The organism is Butyrivibrio sp. NATIVEDY162 (assembly GCF_045999815.1).
GTDB lineage: Bacteria > Bacillota > Clostridia > Lachnospirales > Lachnospiraceae > Butyrivibrio.
This window is the reverse complement of record NZ_CP172573.1, coordinates 3,519,992-3,536,119: the sequence shown is the minus strand read 5'-3', so window position 1 is coordinate 3,536,119 and position 16,128 is coordinate 3,519,992. Positions and strand designations below refer to the sequence as shown.

15 protein-coding genes are annotated in these 16,128 nt (G+C 41.2%); 3 read left to right on the top strand and 12 right to left on the bottom strand.

The features are described from left to right. Nucleotides 1-16: 16 nt before the first annotated feature. The 7 genes from sigH to ACHCNF_RS15315 all read right to left on the bottom strand — a co-directional run bounded on the left by sigH (nt 17) and on the right by ACHCNF_RS15315 (nt 5,474). Nucleotides 17-640: an RNA polymerase sporulation sigma factor SigH gene (gene sigH / locus ACHCNF_RS15345; RefSeq protein ID WP_408070612.1), complete on the bottom strand. Its 624-nt coding sequence runs from the start codon at nt 638-640 to the stop codon at nt 17-19. Nucleotides 641-749: 109 nt separating this feature from the next. Continuing rightward, the gene (gene rlmB / locus ACHCNF_RS15340; protein WP_408070611.1) at nt 750-1,601 is read right to left on the bottom strand and encodes a 23S rRNA (guanosine(2251)-2'-O)-methyltransferase RlmB; all 852 of its coding nucleotides are present in this window, start codon (nt 1,599-1,601) and stop codon (nt 750-752) included. 136 nt (nt 1,602-1,737) lie between these two features. Further along, the gene (locus ACHCNF_RS15335) at nt 1,738-2,199 is read right to left on the bottom strand and encodes a Mini-ribonuclease 3 (RefSeq protein ID WP_408070610.1); all 462 of its coding nucleotides are present in this window, start codon (nt 2,197-2,199) and stop codon (nt 1,738-1,740) included. A 46-nt stretch (nt 2,200-2,245) separates the two neighbouring features. Next, nucleotides 2,246-2,818, bottom strand: a complete 573-nt coding sequence (gene ispF / locus ACHCNF_RS15330) for a 2-C-methyl-D-erythritol 2,4-cyclodiphosphate synthase (RefSeq protein WP_408070609.1) — start codon at nt 2,816-2,818, stop codon at nt 2,246-2,248. 353 nt (nt 2,819-3,171) lie between these two features. Further along, a complete protein-coding gene (locus tag ACHCNF_RS15325) occupies nt 3,172-3,477 on the bottom strand; it encodes an AzlD domain-containing protein (RefSeq protein WP_408070608.1) in 306 nt (101 codons plus the stop codon). Next, entirely contained in the window at nt 3,470-4,189 is a 720-nt protein-coding gene (locus ACHCNF_RS15320) for an AzlC family ABC transporter permease (protein WP_408072252.1), read from the bottom strand. The genes ACHCNF_RS15325 and ACHCNF_RS15320 overlap by 8 nt, the downstream gene beginning before the upstream one ends. A gap of 34 nt (nt 4,190-4,223) precedes the next feature. Beyond that, nucleotides 4,224-5,474, bottom strand: coding sequence for an alanyl-tRNA editing protein (locus ACHCNF_RS15315; RefSeq protein WP_408070607.1), 1,251 nt, complete (start codon nt 5,472-5,474; stop codon nt 4,224-4,226). A gap of 124 nt (nt 5,475-5,598) precedes the next feature. Between ACHCNF_RS15315 and ACHCNF_RS15310 the strand changes: the two genes are divergently transcribed. From ACHCNF_RS15310 to ACHCNF_RS15300, 3 genes are all read left to right on the top strand, one after another. Further along, on the top strand, nt 5,599-6,981 hold the full coding sequence (locus tag ACHCNF_RS15310; RefSeq protein ID WP_408070606.1) for a TrkH family potassium uptake protein: 1,383 nt from the start codon (nt 5,599-5,601) through the stop codon (nt 6,979-6,981). Nucleotides 6,982-7,031: 50 nt separating this feature from the next. Further along, complete coding sequence (locus ACHCNF_RS15305) at nt 7,032-7,685, top strand: potassium channel family protein (protein ID WP_408070605.1); 654 nt, start codon at nt 7,032-7,034, stop codon at nt 7,683-7,685. A 144-nt stretch (nt 7,686-7,829) separates the two neighbouring features. Further along, nucleotides 7,830-9,551 carry a methyl-accepting chemotaxis protein gene (locus tag ACHCNF_RS15300; protein WP_408070604.1) on the top strand — a complete coding sequence of 574 codons (1,722 nt, stop codon included), beginning with the start codon at nt 7,830-7,832 and terminating at the stop codon, nt 9,549-9,551. A 143-nt stretch (nt 9,552-9,694) separates the two neighbouring features. Here ACHCNF_RS15300 and ACHCNF_RS15295 read toward each other — a convergent pair whose 3' ends face one another. From ACHCNF_RS15295 to ACHCNF_RS15275, 5 genes are all read right to left on the bottom strand, one after another. After that, nucleotides 9,695-11,428 (bottom strand): alpha-amylase family glycosyl hydrolase, encoded by a 1,734-nt coding sequence (locus ACHCNF_RS15295; protein WP_408070603.1) that lies wholly within the window; start codon nt 11,426-11,428, stop codon nt 9,695-9,697. Nucleotides 11,429-11,445: 17 nt separating this feature from the next. After that, nucleotides 11,446-12,654, bottom strand: a complete 1,209-nt coding sequence (locus ACHCNF_RS15290; protein ID WP_408070602.1) for a GGDEF domain-containing protein — start codon at nt 12,652-12,654, stop codon at nt 11,446-11,448. 261 nt (nt 12,655-12,915) lie between these two features. Next, entirely contained in the window at nt 12,916-13,428 is a 513-nt protein-coding gene (locus ACHCNF_RS15285) for a CarD family transcriptional regulator (RefSeq protein WP_408070601.1), read from the bottom strand. A 524-nt stretch (nt 13,429-13,952) separates the two neighbouring features. Then, on the bottom strand, nt 13,953-14,408 hold the full coding sequence (locus ACHCNF_RS15280; protein WP_408070600.1) for a hypothetical protein: 456 nt from the start codon (nt 14,406-14,408) through the stop codon (nt 13,953-13,955). Between the two features lie 219 nt (nt 14,409-14,627). Then, complete coding sequence (locus ACHCNF_RS15275; protein ID WP_408070599.1) at nt 14,628-16,109, bottom strand: DUF1846 domain-containing protein; 1,482 nt, start codon at nt 16,107-16,109, stop codon at nt 14,628-14,630. Nucleotides 16,110-16,128 lie beyond the last annotated feature (19 nt).

Below are 16,128 nucleotides of genomic sequence, written 5' to 3'. Positions count from 1 at the left end.
CTCTTAGTATTAACTATTATGTTAGGGAATTGATGTATTTTCTGATTTTATTTTTCAGTCTTTGGAGGGCATTATCGGTGGATTTTTCATCTCGTCCAAGAACTTTGGCTATCTGTGCATATCCCATTCCTGTCAGATGAAGTTCAAGTACGGATTTCTCAAAATCGCTAAGACCGCTTTCTATAAATTCCTCTATGTCTCTGGCATTTTCCTTATCTATCATCATAGCCTCAGGATTTCTGTCGTTCATATCCTCAAGAACCTGATCTAATGAAAAATCCTTATCTTCGCTGTTGCCATCCATCCTGGTATACAGAGAAATGTAGCTGTTTAGAGGTGCATGCTTTTTCCTGTTGGATGCCTGAATAGCAGTGTAGATCTGCCTTGATACGCACAAATCAGCAAAGGTTCTAAAGCTTGCATCACGCCCGGGATCATAGTCACGGACAGCCTTGAAAAGGCCGATCATCCCCTCCTGAATGAGGTCATCCTTATCCGCACCCAAAATATACATGGATGCCGCTTTAGTCCTGACCATGTCTTTGTACTTGTTCATTATGTATTCTGTCACATCGGATTCGCCCTCTCGAAGCCTTGTTATAAGCTCCTCGTCAGTCTCATCCTCGGATATCTTAGCCATATATGTCTCCAATACAATGTGAACATTTTCACACTATTAATCTCAGAGTTATATCCTCTCTGTTACCGTTTTTCATAATGTAATCAAAATCCTGCACGCTTGCTAAATATCACTTACCATATCCGCCGCGCTGTCTTACTATCTCAAAACCAAGAACTCCTGCTGCCACGGAAGCATTTAGAGAATTGATCTCACCCTTCATGGGAATAGCGGCTATCATGTCACACTTTTCACGGACAAGCTTACTTACGCCTGAACCTTCATTACCTATTACAAGTCCGATGGAGCCCTTAAGGTCAAGGTCGTACATTGTTGTTCCATCCATATCGGCACATACGAACCACATTCCTCTATCCTTAAGCTCTTCAATGGTTCTCGCCATATTTGTAACCTTCACAACAGGTGTGTAGTTAAGTGCGCCTGCGCTGGTCTTCGCAACTGTAGCAGTAAGGCCGGCTGCGCGGTTTTTAGGAATAATAACTCCGTGAGCGCCGGCTATATTGGCAGTTCTGATGATAGCACCGAGATTATGAGGGTCCTCTATGTTATCAAGAAGGAAAACAAATGGCGCTTCCCCTTTTTCCTCAGCAAGATTAAAAATATCCTCAAGCTCTGAGTAATCATAAGCTGCAGCATAAGCGATAACTCCCTGATGAGCTCCCGTCTCGGATATCTGATCAAGTCTGTCTCTGTTTACAAACTTTATCATGATGCCGGCTTTTTTGGCCTCTTTTCTGATAGTTGCTATAGGACCGTCCTGACATCCATCGAGAATAAAAAGCTTGTCTATTGTTCTGCCGCTTCTAAGAGCCTCTATTACCGCATTTCTGCCCTCTATGGTAAGAGAGCCTGCATTATCCTCATCAAATTCCTTCTCGCCGGAAAAGTCATTTCTGTCATGCTTTTTGTAATTTTCTCTATGATCTCTGTCTCTTCTGTTTTTCTTAAAATTATCCTTCATAATAATTCCTCTGGATTCCTGTTAAATAAAAACCTATTTATCAATAAATGTAATTTTTCCTGCCTCGCCGCTTCTTAGCTAACTTAAATCATATTCTTCCCTGCCCGATAGCACAGTTCAAAATGTCTCGCTATAGTTAGTCAATAACTGAAACTCCATCCTGCAAAAGTTCAAGAAGTCTTCCCATCTCGCCCTTTAGATATAAATATCCACAGAGTGCTTCAAGACCGGTAGCCTTCCTGTAATCTGTAACGCTCTGGTTTTTGGCACTGGTATAGGATTTGGCATTTCTGCCACGTTTATAGACTTCTGTCTCTTCTTCAGTGAGCTTAGGTTCAAGGTATTCTATGATTTTTGCCTGGGCTGCAGCATTTACATATCTTACCTTCATCTTATTGAGCTGCCCTGCAGGTCTGTTGGCTTCCTGAACAACGATGCTTCTAATGATAATCTCGTATACGCTGTCCCCCATAAATGCAAGAGCAAGAGGGCTGTAGCGGTTCATGGGTTCTCCGGGTACACTGAATGTTTCCCGGATAATTGCCGCAAGGTCAGGCGTACTCATATTTTCAGGCGTACATAATTCTTTTTCTTCCATAAAATCTCCGATTGATTTAAAAAGAGCATTCTTACCTTAACCGGTTTTACTCTTCAGTATTTAACTTCGAGCATCCAGGACATGTCTCACATCCACCACCTGGAGCCTGAACTGTCTGATAGGTCACATTTTTTGTGTAATAGGCGATTGGACTCTCAATGAGACAAACTGCCTGGGCTGCTATTCCCTCTCCTGCACCGGTAAATCCAAGACCCTCTTCGGTTGTAGCCTTTACACTGACCTGTTCAATATTTATGCCAAGTGCATCAGCAATATTCTGTCTCATGGTGTCAATATGAGGTCTGAGCTTTGGTGCCTGGCACAAAATTGTGGAATCAATATTTTCAATCAAAAAGCCGTTCTCTTCTAAGATTCTTCCAACCTCTGAAAGGAGCTTAAGTGAATCAGCCCCCTTATATTTGGGATCTGTATCAGGGAAATGTTTTCCTATATCGCCAAGAGCTGCTGCCCCAAGAAGGGCATCACTGATGGCATGAAGCAGTACGTCTGCATCCGAATGGCCAAGGAGCCCCTTCTCATAAGGGATTTCCACTCCGCCAAGGATAAGCTTTCTGCCCTCCACCAACCTATGTACATCATAACCTGTTCCAATATGCATTTTATTCCTCCTAGGACGCCTGCCTTTATTGGGTATGTATGTGGATTTATCCTCGTTGCTTACGCATAATCGGCTAAATCCACATACATACCCTTTCGGCAGGCTGTTGTTTTTAACTATTATATTTAATACATTTATATTGTCGCTTTATTCAAGCGTTGCTTACGCATAATCAAGCTAAATCCACACACATTTTTTCTTAATTTTATTGTCACTTTATTCAGTTATCGCAGAAATCAAAAAGTAACTGTATTAGAATACGTAAGCCTTTGCATGTATGTGTGGATTTGGGCGGTTGTGCGTAAGCAATGAGACCCAAATCCATATATACATGCAATAGGCGTATAATTCATTCACACTAAAAATAGTTCTGCGACAAATACGACGGCGCAAGCACAGACAGCTACTGTCAGGAGGCTCTTTTTCCTGAAAGCGAGGATGAGCGCAACCGCAAAGCCCGCAATAGATGCCCTCATGTCATCTGAGGCATGTAGGATTGCAGGGAAGGTCATGGCTGCCAGTGTCGCATAAGGCACGTAGTACAAAAAGGACTTCACAAAGTTGGAGTTTATGTCCTTTCGTATCAGCGTAAGCGGAAGCATCCTGATAAGGTAGGTTACAGCCGCCATTACAATTATATATCCGTATACGTTATGCATCTGCTGCCTCCTCGTTCTCTGTTGGAGCAAGCGCAGCAGCTGCACCTGCAATTATAACTGTAACTATGATTATTCTAAAGCCTGACGATACATTTTTCAAAACCGGTGCATATGTGAATATAGTGCTCATGGCCATAGCGCCTGCAACAACGCACAAAACCGAAATCTTTTCTCTCGCCTCCGGAATTATGATAGCCAGAAACATTCCGTAAATAGCAAGTCCAAGTGCGCTTATAAGTCTCTGAGGCATTATCTGTCCCGCAAAGGCTCCAAGAAACGTTCCAAGAACCCATCCAAAAACTGAAACCGTTATTAGACCATATGAATATGCCGGATTAAGTCGTCCTTTCCTAACCACGCTGAGAGCAAATATCTCATCAGTCACTCCATAAGCTATAAGGCATCTTTTAAAGGTACTTTCTTTTGGTGCCAGTTTCTGTGACAAAGCCGTACTCATAAGCATATATCTCAAGTTTACAACAAACTGCAAGAGCGCCATCTCAGCAAATGCCGCATTAGAACGTATCAGATCAAGAGATGAAAACTGCCCTGCGCTCGTCACATTGGTAAGTGACATAAGAGCTGCCTGAAAAACCGACAAGCCTGCTTCTGACGCCTGAATGCCAAAAGCAAACGAAACCGCAAGATACCCAAGGCAGATTGGTATTCCATCCACCAGCCCCTGCCTATACTCCTTTCCATTTTCCATAATTTCTCCTCATTTATGAATCATTCACATGATATCTTCAATCACAGCAATCAAATATTTTCAGAATATCCTCAGCCACAGCTCCCTCTATGCTGCCCTGCACCATGGCGGGTTTTCCGCCGCCGCGGACTTCATATTTTTCGCGAAGCTTTGCCAGGATGTCGTTACTGTTAAGGCCATCCCCGGAGCCTATTATAAACCGGTAGCCCTCCTCATCCGAGCCAAAGAATACTCCGCAGTAGCCCTGTCTGTCTGAAGCAAGTCCGTTAACTACCCTTCTTATAACATTCGGGTCCATATTTGCATCAGTAAAAAGGCAGGCATTTTTTGAACCCGCAGGAAGAGCCTCAGCATCCTTTAACAGTAGCTTCTCACATGCTTCAGATAGCTTTCGTTTAAGCTCTCCTATTTCCTCCTGCTGCTTTTTGAACTGGGATGGTACATTCTCAATTGCCGTTGACATATCTCCCGCAAGCTTTTGTATCATTGAATGCTCATTATAAAAATACTCAAGTGCGCGGAATCCGCAAAGAATGCTGACTCTGGTTCCACCCTTATAATTCTGTGATGTTATGACCTTCAGAATGCCGATTTCTCCGGTCTTTTTCACATGAGGAGCGCAGCATGCACAAATGTCATATCCATCTACTTCAACTATTCTGACAGCCCCGGTCAATTCCTTTTTACTTCTGTAATTTATCCCGGATAGCTCGTCTTTAGAAGGATACCATGCTCTTATCTCCCTGTTTTCGTATATGGCACGATTCACCTTTTTCTCTATATACTTAAGATCTTCTTCTGTCAGCTGTCCGCTGTAATCCATTGTCACAACTGAATCGCTAAGGTGAAATCCCACGTTATCATAGCCAAACTTTGAATTAACTATTCCTGAGAAAATATGCTCACCTGAGTGCTGCTGCATGTTTGAAAAACGGTGCTCCCAGTCGATTTTGCCGTAGATTCTGGCGCCTGCAGGTATTTCTCTTTCAAGATAATGGTAAATGATATCATTTTTTATCTGAACATCAAGGACCTTGATAACTGACGAGTCCTTAGGTACAAAGTCTGTCGCTTCTCCTTTAAGCTTATCGATATCATCTTCACTTAATACGCAGGTAATTCCCTTATCCGGCGTCTGCCCGCCCTCTTCAGGAAAAAACAGTGTTCTGTCAAAAACTGCCACGAAGGTCCCTTTATTTTTATCATCCTCCTCGCAGCTTATTACAGTCGCCGTAAATTCTGTATCGTATGCATTTTCATCATATAATTTTATTGTGTGTGAATTCATAATGCACATTCTACCACAAAAAGCACGGTTATGCTTTGCATATGTATTTGTTCATGATATTTTATATAGGAAAAATCGTCAGAGAATTTTTACTATCAATAAAAAATAAGGATACGTTCATAATATGAATCTGATCAACACTTTAAAAAAAATAACTCTTTCTCCGGAAAGGCTGATTCCCGCAAGTTTTTTTATCACAATTATTATCGGAACCCTGCTGCTTATGCTTCCGTTTTCAACCACCGAAGGGAATTCAACAGGTATACTTACAGCACTTTTCACAGCTACAACCTCAGTATGCGTCACAGGCCTTGTTGTTGTTGATACCTACGCACACTGGACATTTTTTGGCCAGCTGGTGATCATGATCCTGGCACAGATTGGCGGTCTTGGAATGATTTCAATCGCCTCCATGCTAATGGTCATTACGCATAAAAAGTTCACCATGTCCAATCGTTTGCTGCTGCAGGATTCCTTCAACCTGAACTCCAGCACAAAGCTTCTTTTGTTTTTAACAAGAGTTTTTAAAGGCACAATGCTGGTAGAAGGCTGCTGCGCCATTTTGTACTCATTTGTATTTATTCCTGAATTCGGATTCTGGCACGGACTCTGGATTTCAATATTTAATTCCGTATCTGCCTTCTGCAACGCCGGAATGGACATTATCGGCCCAAACAGCCTTGCTGATTACAGAAATAACCCCATTGTAATGTCAGTCACCATGTTTCTGATCATCATGGGCGGCATCGGTTTTGTAGTATGGTTCGATGTACTTCACACAATAAAAGAAGGTATTATCAAGAAATTCACCCCTATAATGATAGCTGAACGACTATCTGAGCACAGCAAGCTGGTTATCTCCTTCACCATTTTCCTGATAGTAGGTGGAATGATGTCTTTTTTACTTGTTGAGTTCAATAATCCCGGCACCATCGGTAATTTAAGCTTTGGTGAAAAGCTAGCCAACAGTCTTTTTGAATCAATCACCATGAGAACCGCCGGCTTTGCCACATTTCCTCAGGAGAATCTCACCACCACGTCATGCCTGATTGCCTGCATACTGATGTTTATCGGCGGATCGCCTGTGGGAACTGCCGGTGGTGTCAAAACAGTCACCTTCTTTTTGCTCATTATGAACGTGCGCTCATTTGTACAACATGAAAACAGAAAAATCATTTTTCGCCGCAGCGTCTCTGAAGACTCAATGAGAAAAGCTTCTGCTGTCACCTTTGTCGGAGCTATTGCCGTTATATCGTTTATTATTCTCTTGTCATTAGTTACCACCGTTCCTTTGGAGGACGTGCTTTTCGAGATAGTCAGCGCCTGCGGAACCGTCGGCCTATCAAGAGCTTTAACACCTTCTCTTGGAACTCTTGGAAGATTAGTAGTAATAATGGCAATGTTCCTTGGACGAATAGGTCCTGTATCAATGGTTGCCATGCTGGCAAAAAACAAATCAGACTCAAATAAAATCTCTTATGCTCAAGGCATTTTTTATGTCGGATAAGAATATATATGACAACATTAACTATACACATTATATGAGGAGTAACTAACATGAAAAAATCATTTGCAGTTTTAGGATTAGGACAATACGGAAGCAGTCTTGCTGAAACTTTATATAATCTGGGTCATGATGTAATGGCTGTTGATTTTGATGAAAAAGTCATACGTGATATAGCCCCCAAAGTAACCACAGCAATAAGCGCCGATTTGGAAGTTGAAGACGAGATCGTAGCCCTGGGGCTTCAAAATATGGATGTAGTCATAACCTGCATCGGTTCAAATATTTCGGCAAGCATACTCTCTATCGCTATTGCAAAGGAAAAAGGGGTTCCTGTCGTTATCGCAAAAGCGTCTACTCCGCGAATGGCATCCATATTAAAGAGAGCAGGTGCAGACAAAGTAATCACTCCCGAGAGTGAAGGCGGTATCCGTTCTGCACGTATTCTTGCATCACAGTTTATCCTTGACTATTTTGAACTTGACGAGAATCTGTGCATGGTGGAATTAAAGCCTAAAAAAGCCTGGATTGGCAAGGATCTTATAGAACTGAATCTTAGAAAAAAATACAACATGAACGTTGCTGCCATAAAAAACAACGGTGAATTCTGGGGCGCAGTTAATCCCTCAAAGCCACTTAGTGAGGAAAACCTCATGCTTGTAATAGTTGAGAAAAAAGATATAAACAGAATTCAAAAGTTCGAATAAGCTTTAATACAGATATAAAAAAAGAATATATTTATTAAAAATTGATAACTTTTGCTCGAATTATAAGCATATCTGCTTCCTATGGTATAAAATAAAATAAAGAGTTTATATCCTTGTTTTCATGTACAAAAATGGAGGCAAAAAATGGAAGCTAAAATTCGAAAAGGTAAGCTGATCCAAAATCTTATTCTGATCTCAATCGCTGCAATAATCGGAATAGCAGTCATTTTAACGATTATCAGTTCGGTAGAAATCACCAATACCTACAACGACATGATTGAGGAAGAACTAAAAATTGGTGCGGAGCATCTGCAGAGCGAGATGAATTCTGTGTGGGATGGTGACTGGTCTTATGTAGACGGTCAGGTCTTCAAAGGCGAGCAGAATGTAATGGAGGAATACCAGGAACTTATGGATGAACTCCATTCTAAGACCGGAATCGAGTATTCACTTTTCTATCAGGACAATCGTGTTCTTACTACCATTTTTAACGGAAATACCAGACTGACAGGATATAAATGCTCTGAAGTTGAATCTGAAAAAGTACTCAAAAACAAGACTGAGTATTATGCTATAAAAACTACTATACAGGGCACTGATGAAAGATATTATATTTACTACGCTCCCATGCTTCAATCTGACGGATCTGTAGCAGGTATGGTCTTTGCAGGAAGAACCGTTTCCGATGTAGAGTCCAGGATTCGCAGGATTGTGCTTGGAATGATCGCAATATCTGCTGTTTTGGTAATCGCATTATCAATTGTCGGATATTTCGTTGCAAACAAGATTTCCATTAAAATGCGTGCCATAGCTGATGAGCTTGGACAGCTCTCACAGGGCACATTAAAGCTTAACATCGATGAAACTTCCATAGCACGTAATGATGAAATCGGACTTCTTGCAGACGGTGCCAAGACTCTTAGCGAGAAGCTTGGTGAGGTCATAAAAACCACTATGGATATGTCAAATGAGCTGAAAAGATCCGGTTCTGACCTGTCTGATTCAGCTAGCCAGGCATCCCAGGCTTCCAATCAGGTAAGCGAAGCTGTTGAAGAGATATCCAAGGGTGCTGCATCTCAGGCTGAAAGTGTTGAAACTGCTGCCGGTGATGCCGAGGAGATTGGTAATAATATCGATGTTGTAACCGACAATGTAGATCAGCTCCACAATTACGCAAGAGAGATGAAGAATTCCTGTGTAGCTGCCATGGATGCCCTAAACAGACTGATATCACAGAGTAATGAAGTTCAGAGCTCAGTTCGTGAAATAGGTCAGACCATCGATTCAACCAATGAATCCGCAAAAGAAATTTCCAAGTTTTCAGAGGCAATTACAAATATTGCATCTCAGACTAATCTTCTGTCTCTTAATGCTTCTATCGAGGCAGCACGAGCAGGTGATGCCGGTAAAGGCTTCGCGGTAGTTGCTACAGAGATTGGTCAGCTTGCTGTTCAGAGTAGTGAAAGTGCTGATGAGATCAAGAAGATTGTAGAAAAGCTTGTTGCCGACTCAGAAGCTTCCGTTGAAGTAATGCAGAAACTGAATTCTAATTTCGATGTCCAGGAAACTCAGCTTGATGATACAAAGAGCAACATGCAAAGCATGGCAGATAACGTAGATAACGTATCAGAAAGTGCTGAGAATATCTCCTCTCGCATAGAGGAGCTCAATTCAGCCAAGGATCAGCTTGTTAATATCATCTCTGATTTGTCAGCAATCTCTGAAGAAAACGCTGCATCTGCAGAAGAAACCAATGCATCCATGCAGGAGCTTAACGCAACCTTCTCTATCATTACAGAAGCGGCAAGCAATCTCCAGGATCTTGCTTCCAACATGACTGAAGCAATCAGTTACTTTAAGCCTTAATAATCATAAAATGATACGCCTCCGCCATATATATTCGGATTCAATCTCGTTGCAAAAACGCATAATCGCTTGAATCCTAACATATATGGCGGAGGCTTGTTTTATGTAGAAATATTCTTTATAAACATATCGTTGCAAGCCGATCATCTTATAAAACTTTTTACCCAATTTATAAGAGAATCATGGTGGCGGTTGTTATATACGTCGCTGCGCATCTGATCTGTTACATTGCCATTTTTCTCCATGATAGCCAGTATTGCTTCCTGGAGGCCGTCAATTACACCGTCGTCATAGCTTTTTCCATCTTTTTGTACTGATGTGTCATCAGCAGTCCGGTTTTCCTTAGATAGCTTTGTTTCTTCAGATGTGATCTTACTTTCAGGAGTCTTCTTTTTCTCAGGCTTTTCCTTGCCGGCAGAAGTCTTTTTGCTATCAGCCATCTTCTTATCTTCAGATGGCTTGCATTCAAAAATCTCCCCCGGATTCTTTACTTCTTCAGGAGCTCCCAATCCCTGCTTCTTATCTTTCTTATCCACAGGTATCCAGATTTCACCGGAATTAGCATGTACATTTACACTAATGCATCCATTGTTTACAGACACTCTTTCTCCGGAGAGTGCTCCCATGTATTCAGGGAAATCACCTGCAGGAAGCGTCATGGAAGTATCGTTATCATCGCTATTTACTGTTACTACTACGCTTCTTCCGTTATAGTTTCTGGAAAATGCATATTGTCTGTTTTGCAAAAGGAGTTCTTTGTAGTCTCCGTAGGAAAGCTCTGGATTTTCCCTGCGGATCTGTCCAAGTGCGGCAATCAGTCTGGTCGCAGGATTATTCTTAACAGCATCCTTGTAGTCAGCAATGTTAAGTGCAGGGCGAAGCGATGCATCGGAGTGCTGTTCTTTTCTTCCCTCTATGGCAAACTCGGAGCCATAATAAATTGACGGAATTCCGGGCAAGGTGTAGAGCAGAATGTGCACCGGTGTAAAATGTGCTTTATTACTGAGCTTGGTAAATATTCTCTCAACATCATGGTTGTCAACGAAATTGTATAGCTTAAAGCCATTTTGACCGCTGGGTATCATGCCCTCAAGGCGACGCTGAGTATGGGCTATTTCAAAATAATTATGATCATTATGCCCTGAATATAGCGCTTTATGCATAACATAATTGGTAACAGAATGAAGCGTTCCGTCGTTTACCCACCTTGAATAGTCACCGTGAATAACTTCACCCATTAGCCAGAAGTCAGGCTTTACTTCATTTGCCACTGCCCTTAAGGTTTTCATAAAGTCAAAATCCAAAACATCAGCAGCATCGAGTCTTAGCCCATCTATATCAAATTCATCCACCCAAAATCTGATGGTATGGCAGATGTAATCCTTAACCTCCGGATTTCTCTGATTAAGCTTTACAAGGAGGTTATATCCGCCCCAGTTATCATACGAAAAACCGTCATTATATTCGTTATTCCCGTAAAAGTTCACGTTGCAGTACCAGTCGCGATAGCGTGAGCCTTCTCGCTTTTCCTTTATATCCTTAAAAGCAAAAAAATCTCTTCCGGTGTGGTTAAAGACTCCATCAAGTATGACCCTGATTCCATTGTCGTGACATTTTTTCACAAATCTCTTTAGATCCTTGTTGTCTCCAAGTCTGGAATCCAGTTTCCTGTAATCGGTGGTCTCATAACCATGCCCCACCGATTCAAATAGAGGTCCTATATAAAGTGCATTACAGCCTATCTCTTTAATGTGTTTTATCCAAGGGTCCAGCTCCTTTAATCTATGAGTCACAGAATCATATGTGTTCTCTTTTGGTGCTCCCAAAAGTCCCAAGGGATAAATGTGATAAAAAACTGCCTCATCATACCATGCCATAGTTGTAGTTTCCTCCCTCACAAATTATTCTTTTTTTTCTCCATAAGCTGTTCAACAAAATTACCTGATCTCTTATGCCTAATCTCCTTGTCCTTATATAGCTCTTCATCTGCCAAAGCCATAAGTTCATCACAGGATATATCCTTATCAGTACAGCTATATAAGCCGGCACTGATCTGCAGTGTATAGCCTAAATCCTTATCCTTTTCAAGCTCCTCAGTAAGTTCTCTCCTAAAGACTTCAGAAAGCCATGGGTCTTTTCCGGCAATTACGAATTCATCACCGCCCCATCTTGCCGCAACCGCATCTCTGGATGAAGTCAGGTTTTTAATAATCCCTGAAAAAGCTACAAGCGCCTTATCTCCTTCTTCATGTCCCAATATGTCATTTATACTTTTAAAATAGTCCATATCAATCATCTGAATATAAAGAGGCTTTGTGCTGCTGCATCTGCCTATTTCCTCAGTAATATACTCTGTCATACGCCTTCTGTTGTATAGCTTGGTAAGCGCGTCTGTATAAATCTGAGAATCCTGCAGTTCAACGAAAATCTTGATTACCACAGGCTGCATACAAAGCTCTATAGCCGGAAGATTCATAAAATATCCTATAATAAAACCGCTTACAGTAAAAAACAGAATATAAATAGCCTGGCTCTTGTATCTCTTTCTATCTGCCTTTGTTCTTGCTCTTTTCCACAAAAACAAGGCCATCCTTGTAGCAACTATAAGATAGCAGTAATCCATCACCAAAAGAAGCATGACCCCGGGTTTAAAAAACGGAACCGTGTCAGTCAGCTCAAAAACATAATAACTTAGGGGAGTAAACAGAAATACCAGATCAACAGTAAGAGGAACGTATAAAACGATCTTTCTGAGCGGGCTTCTTTTCTTGCCCATCTCACCATAGACAAGTGAAAAGCCGGCATATACGTACATAAACCAGAAATAGCAGGAAAAAGTCATGACAGCAAAACCAACAGCTACCCAAATATAAACCACATATTTCGGAAACATCTGATAAAAGCCATCACCAATAACTATACGTAAATCAATGATCGTATATATCATAAAAGAAATGATCATTCCGCGAAATGATCTGACTTCTCTCTTATTACCTATATTTTCGTTAACCTTATTAAAAATAATAAGTAACGACATAATAGACACAAAAAGAATTAGCAATATAAAAGGTTTAATCTGAGCTTCAAGCGGGATCATTATCATGATGCACACTCCTAAAAACATAAGATTTATACCATCACAATAATTATACCAAAAAAAGGGTACAAATTCTCAGTTTTCAGTTTTTACCTGAATCAATCATCTTGAAATTCTTTTTATTAGAGCTGTAAAGTCTCTTAAATACCTTATAATAGTTTTAGATAGTTTTAAAAAGTTAAAAAAAAGGATCTGACATTAAAGTCAGACCCCTAAAGGACAATATAAAAATTATTGAATATAGAATTTTTGAGGAAATTCAATATTTTATACAAGTGTAAGCTGTGAAAGCTCGCTGGTAACACGCTCCTTAACAACATCAAGCTTGGATTCCATTGAATAAGCCATCTCTGAATACAGAAGCTTCTCTGCGATTCCAAGATATTTCTCATCCATAGATGCGAACTTCTTGCCTTCAGCTGCTCTTGTAGCCTTGATCTTACGAAGAGACTTAACGAGGCACATCATCTCAGGAGCCTTATTTCTCTTAATAACATCGACAATAACTGCCTCAGCCTTCTTTCCCTGAGGAATATCATAAACCTCAAGCTCATCGATCTCGTCAATGAGTTCCTCAGCCTCATCAGCGTCAATAGCATCACGCATTTTCTCCTCTGCTCCGTCAACCGGAACATAGAGCACCCCCTTGCTGTCTATGCTGGAAACCATGCTATAATAGAGTGTTTCATTGCCTCTCTCGAGAAAAGACGGAACAAGAATGTCCTTCACCTCGCAAAGACCATGATTACCGTAAACAACACAATCTCCTCTATTCAGCATATTTTTTCCTCCTAAATGCAAAACAAAAAACAAGGGCGACACTAGAATTATCCTAGCAAATTCTTAAGCAAAATGTAATAACTAGGGCTGTTTTTTAAGAAAGTCTTAAGAAATTGTTCGAGGCCAAAAATGCTGTCAGATATATAGTGTTTTCACTTACAAAAAGCCACTATTTATGCTGTTTATAAATGCAAAAAAACATTGGTTTTCGCTTGCGAAATCCGTGCGTGCTCGCAGTATTGCGAAGCAATATAATACATTACTGCGAGCTGCGCGAAAAGCAGACGCAAGCTTGAAAATGCTTCGCAGGCTTTTCGCGCTTAAAATCGGTTTTCGCTTGCGAAAACCGTGCGCGCTCGCAGTATTGCGAAGCAATATAATACATTACTGCGAGCTGCGCATCCTGCGGAGCACTTTTTTGTCGCAGACAAAAAAGTCGACCCGGCGGAGGTATACTCTCGTCAGGCCGTCTTCGTGACAATATTTAGAAAGGAAAGGAGGAATAAATGCAAAGCAAGGTAAAATCAGATAGCCTCGCCGAGCTTCGTGTAAAGGAATCCTGTCTCCTGGCAGAATCTGTTGAGATGCTGTCCAAATATCTTCATATATGCATCTTCCATGTACTGCGCATCATGTGATAGAAACAGGAGAACCTGCCCACTCTTTAAGTCAAACTCAAAATCTTTTGTGGGCTCTAAGGCATGTATATCCTTGAACGACATTCCGTAATTTTGTCTGCAGTAGTCTTCACGATTATCCATGTCCATTGTTTCGGTAATAATCTTGTTCTTAGCTCTTCTAAGATCATCCAGAAAGTGAAGTACTATAAATTCAGCTACGTGAAGTGAAGTAATCTCATAACCTCCAAGCTTCATATCCGCTATAACTTTAGTAAAATCTATTGTTGCAGCGCCGAAGGGATCAATTTTCTGACCTCCAACGTCTACACAAAATACAGCATCATATAAGCTCTGATTCATTCTGAACCTCCCACATATGCCGGACTTATCTGTTCCATAGTGTTATTATAGCATGGTTACCTAAAATCAATTCTAATAATTCTATAAATAAACAGTTAAAATCAAATGTTATTTCGTTAAGAATCTTGTAATGAATTACATCTATAACACTATGCTCATTAATTATTCAGGGGCAGACACACTATTCGTTCATTGGTGTGTCTGCCCCTTGCCGGCTTATTAGCCATGGAACAACTTTTTAGTCTGGTATTTAGGCTCACAGGTGAGGTTAACACCAAGCTTATGGAAGGTGGATTCATCAACGGGTGAAAGAATTACTGTTGAGTGAACCTCAAGTCCCCTTAGCTTATCAACCTGGTCAAGTGCAGCCTTTGCATAATCATCTGTTGCAGCGCAGATAGTAAGAGCTATAAGTATTTCTCCTACATGCAGATGCGGATTGTGTCCGCCAAGCTGTTGAACCTTGAGATTCTGGATAGGCTCTATAATTGTGGGAGAAATAAGATCCACTTCATCAGGAACACCTGCCATGACCTTAAGGGCATTCATAAGCATGGCACTGGTTGCTCCCATAAGTGCGCTGGTTTTGCCTGTTACAACCTGTCCGTCAGGAAGCTCTATAGCTGCAGCAGGAGCACCTGTAAGCTCTGCCTTAAGGTTAGCAGCCGCAACTGCGGGTCTGTCCTGAATACTGCAACCTGCCTTCTGCATGAGAATTTCAAGTGTATCTACTCTGTCCTGAGTGCTCTCACCCTTTCTGACTTCGCAGAGTTCTTTATAATAACGTCTGATTATTTCCTGTCTGCCTGCTGCCTGAGCGGCTTCATCATCAATTATGCAGTTACCTGCCATATTAACACCCATATCTGTAGGTGACTTGTATGGTGAATCGCCGTAGATCTGCTTGAACATAGTGTTAAGAACAGGGAAAACAGCCACATCACGGTTATAGTTAACGGTAGTTTCACCATATGCTTCAAGATGATATGGATCGATCATATTCATGTCAGCAAGGTCAACTGTTGCAGCCTCATAAGCGAGGTTTACGGGATGCTGAAGAGGAATATTCCAGATAGGGAATGTCTCGAACTTAGCGTATCCCGCCTTAACTCCGTGTCTGTTTTCATGATAAAGCTGTGAGAGACATACTGCCATTTTTCCGCTTCCTGGTCCGGGTGCAGTTACAACAACAAGAGAATGCTTTGTCTCTATGTATTCGTTTTTACCATAACCCTCTTCGCTGATAATAAGCGGGATATTGGAGGGATATCCCGGAATTGTGTAATGTCTGTAGACTTTAAGCCCAAGGGATTCAAGCTTTTTCTGATAAGCTACAACCTGTTCTGTTCCATCGTAGCGTGTAAGAACTACAGATCCAACATATAATCCATAACCATGAAAGGCATCAATAAGTCTGAGAACGTCCATATCATAGGTGATACCCAGATCTCCTCTGACCTTGTTCTTCTCAATATCTCCCGCGTTTATGACTATAACAATCTCTACATCCTCTTTAAGCTGAGTGAGCATGCGGATCTTGGAGTCGGGCTGAAATCCCGGTAAAACCCTGGATGCATGATAATCATCGAATAATTTTCCTCCAAACTCCATGTACAGCTTGCCACCAAACTGCCCTATTCTCTCGCGAATTCGCTCTGACTGCATCTGTAGATATTTGTCATTGTCAAATGCCTGTTTCATGTTATGTTTTTCTCCTTTT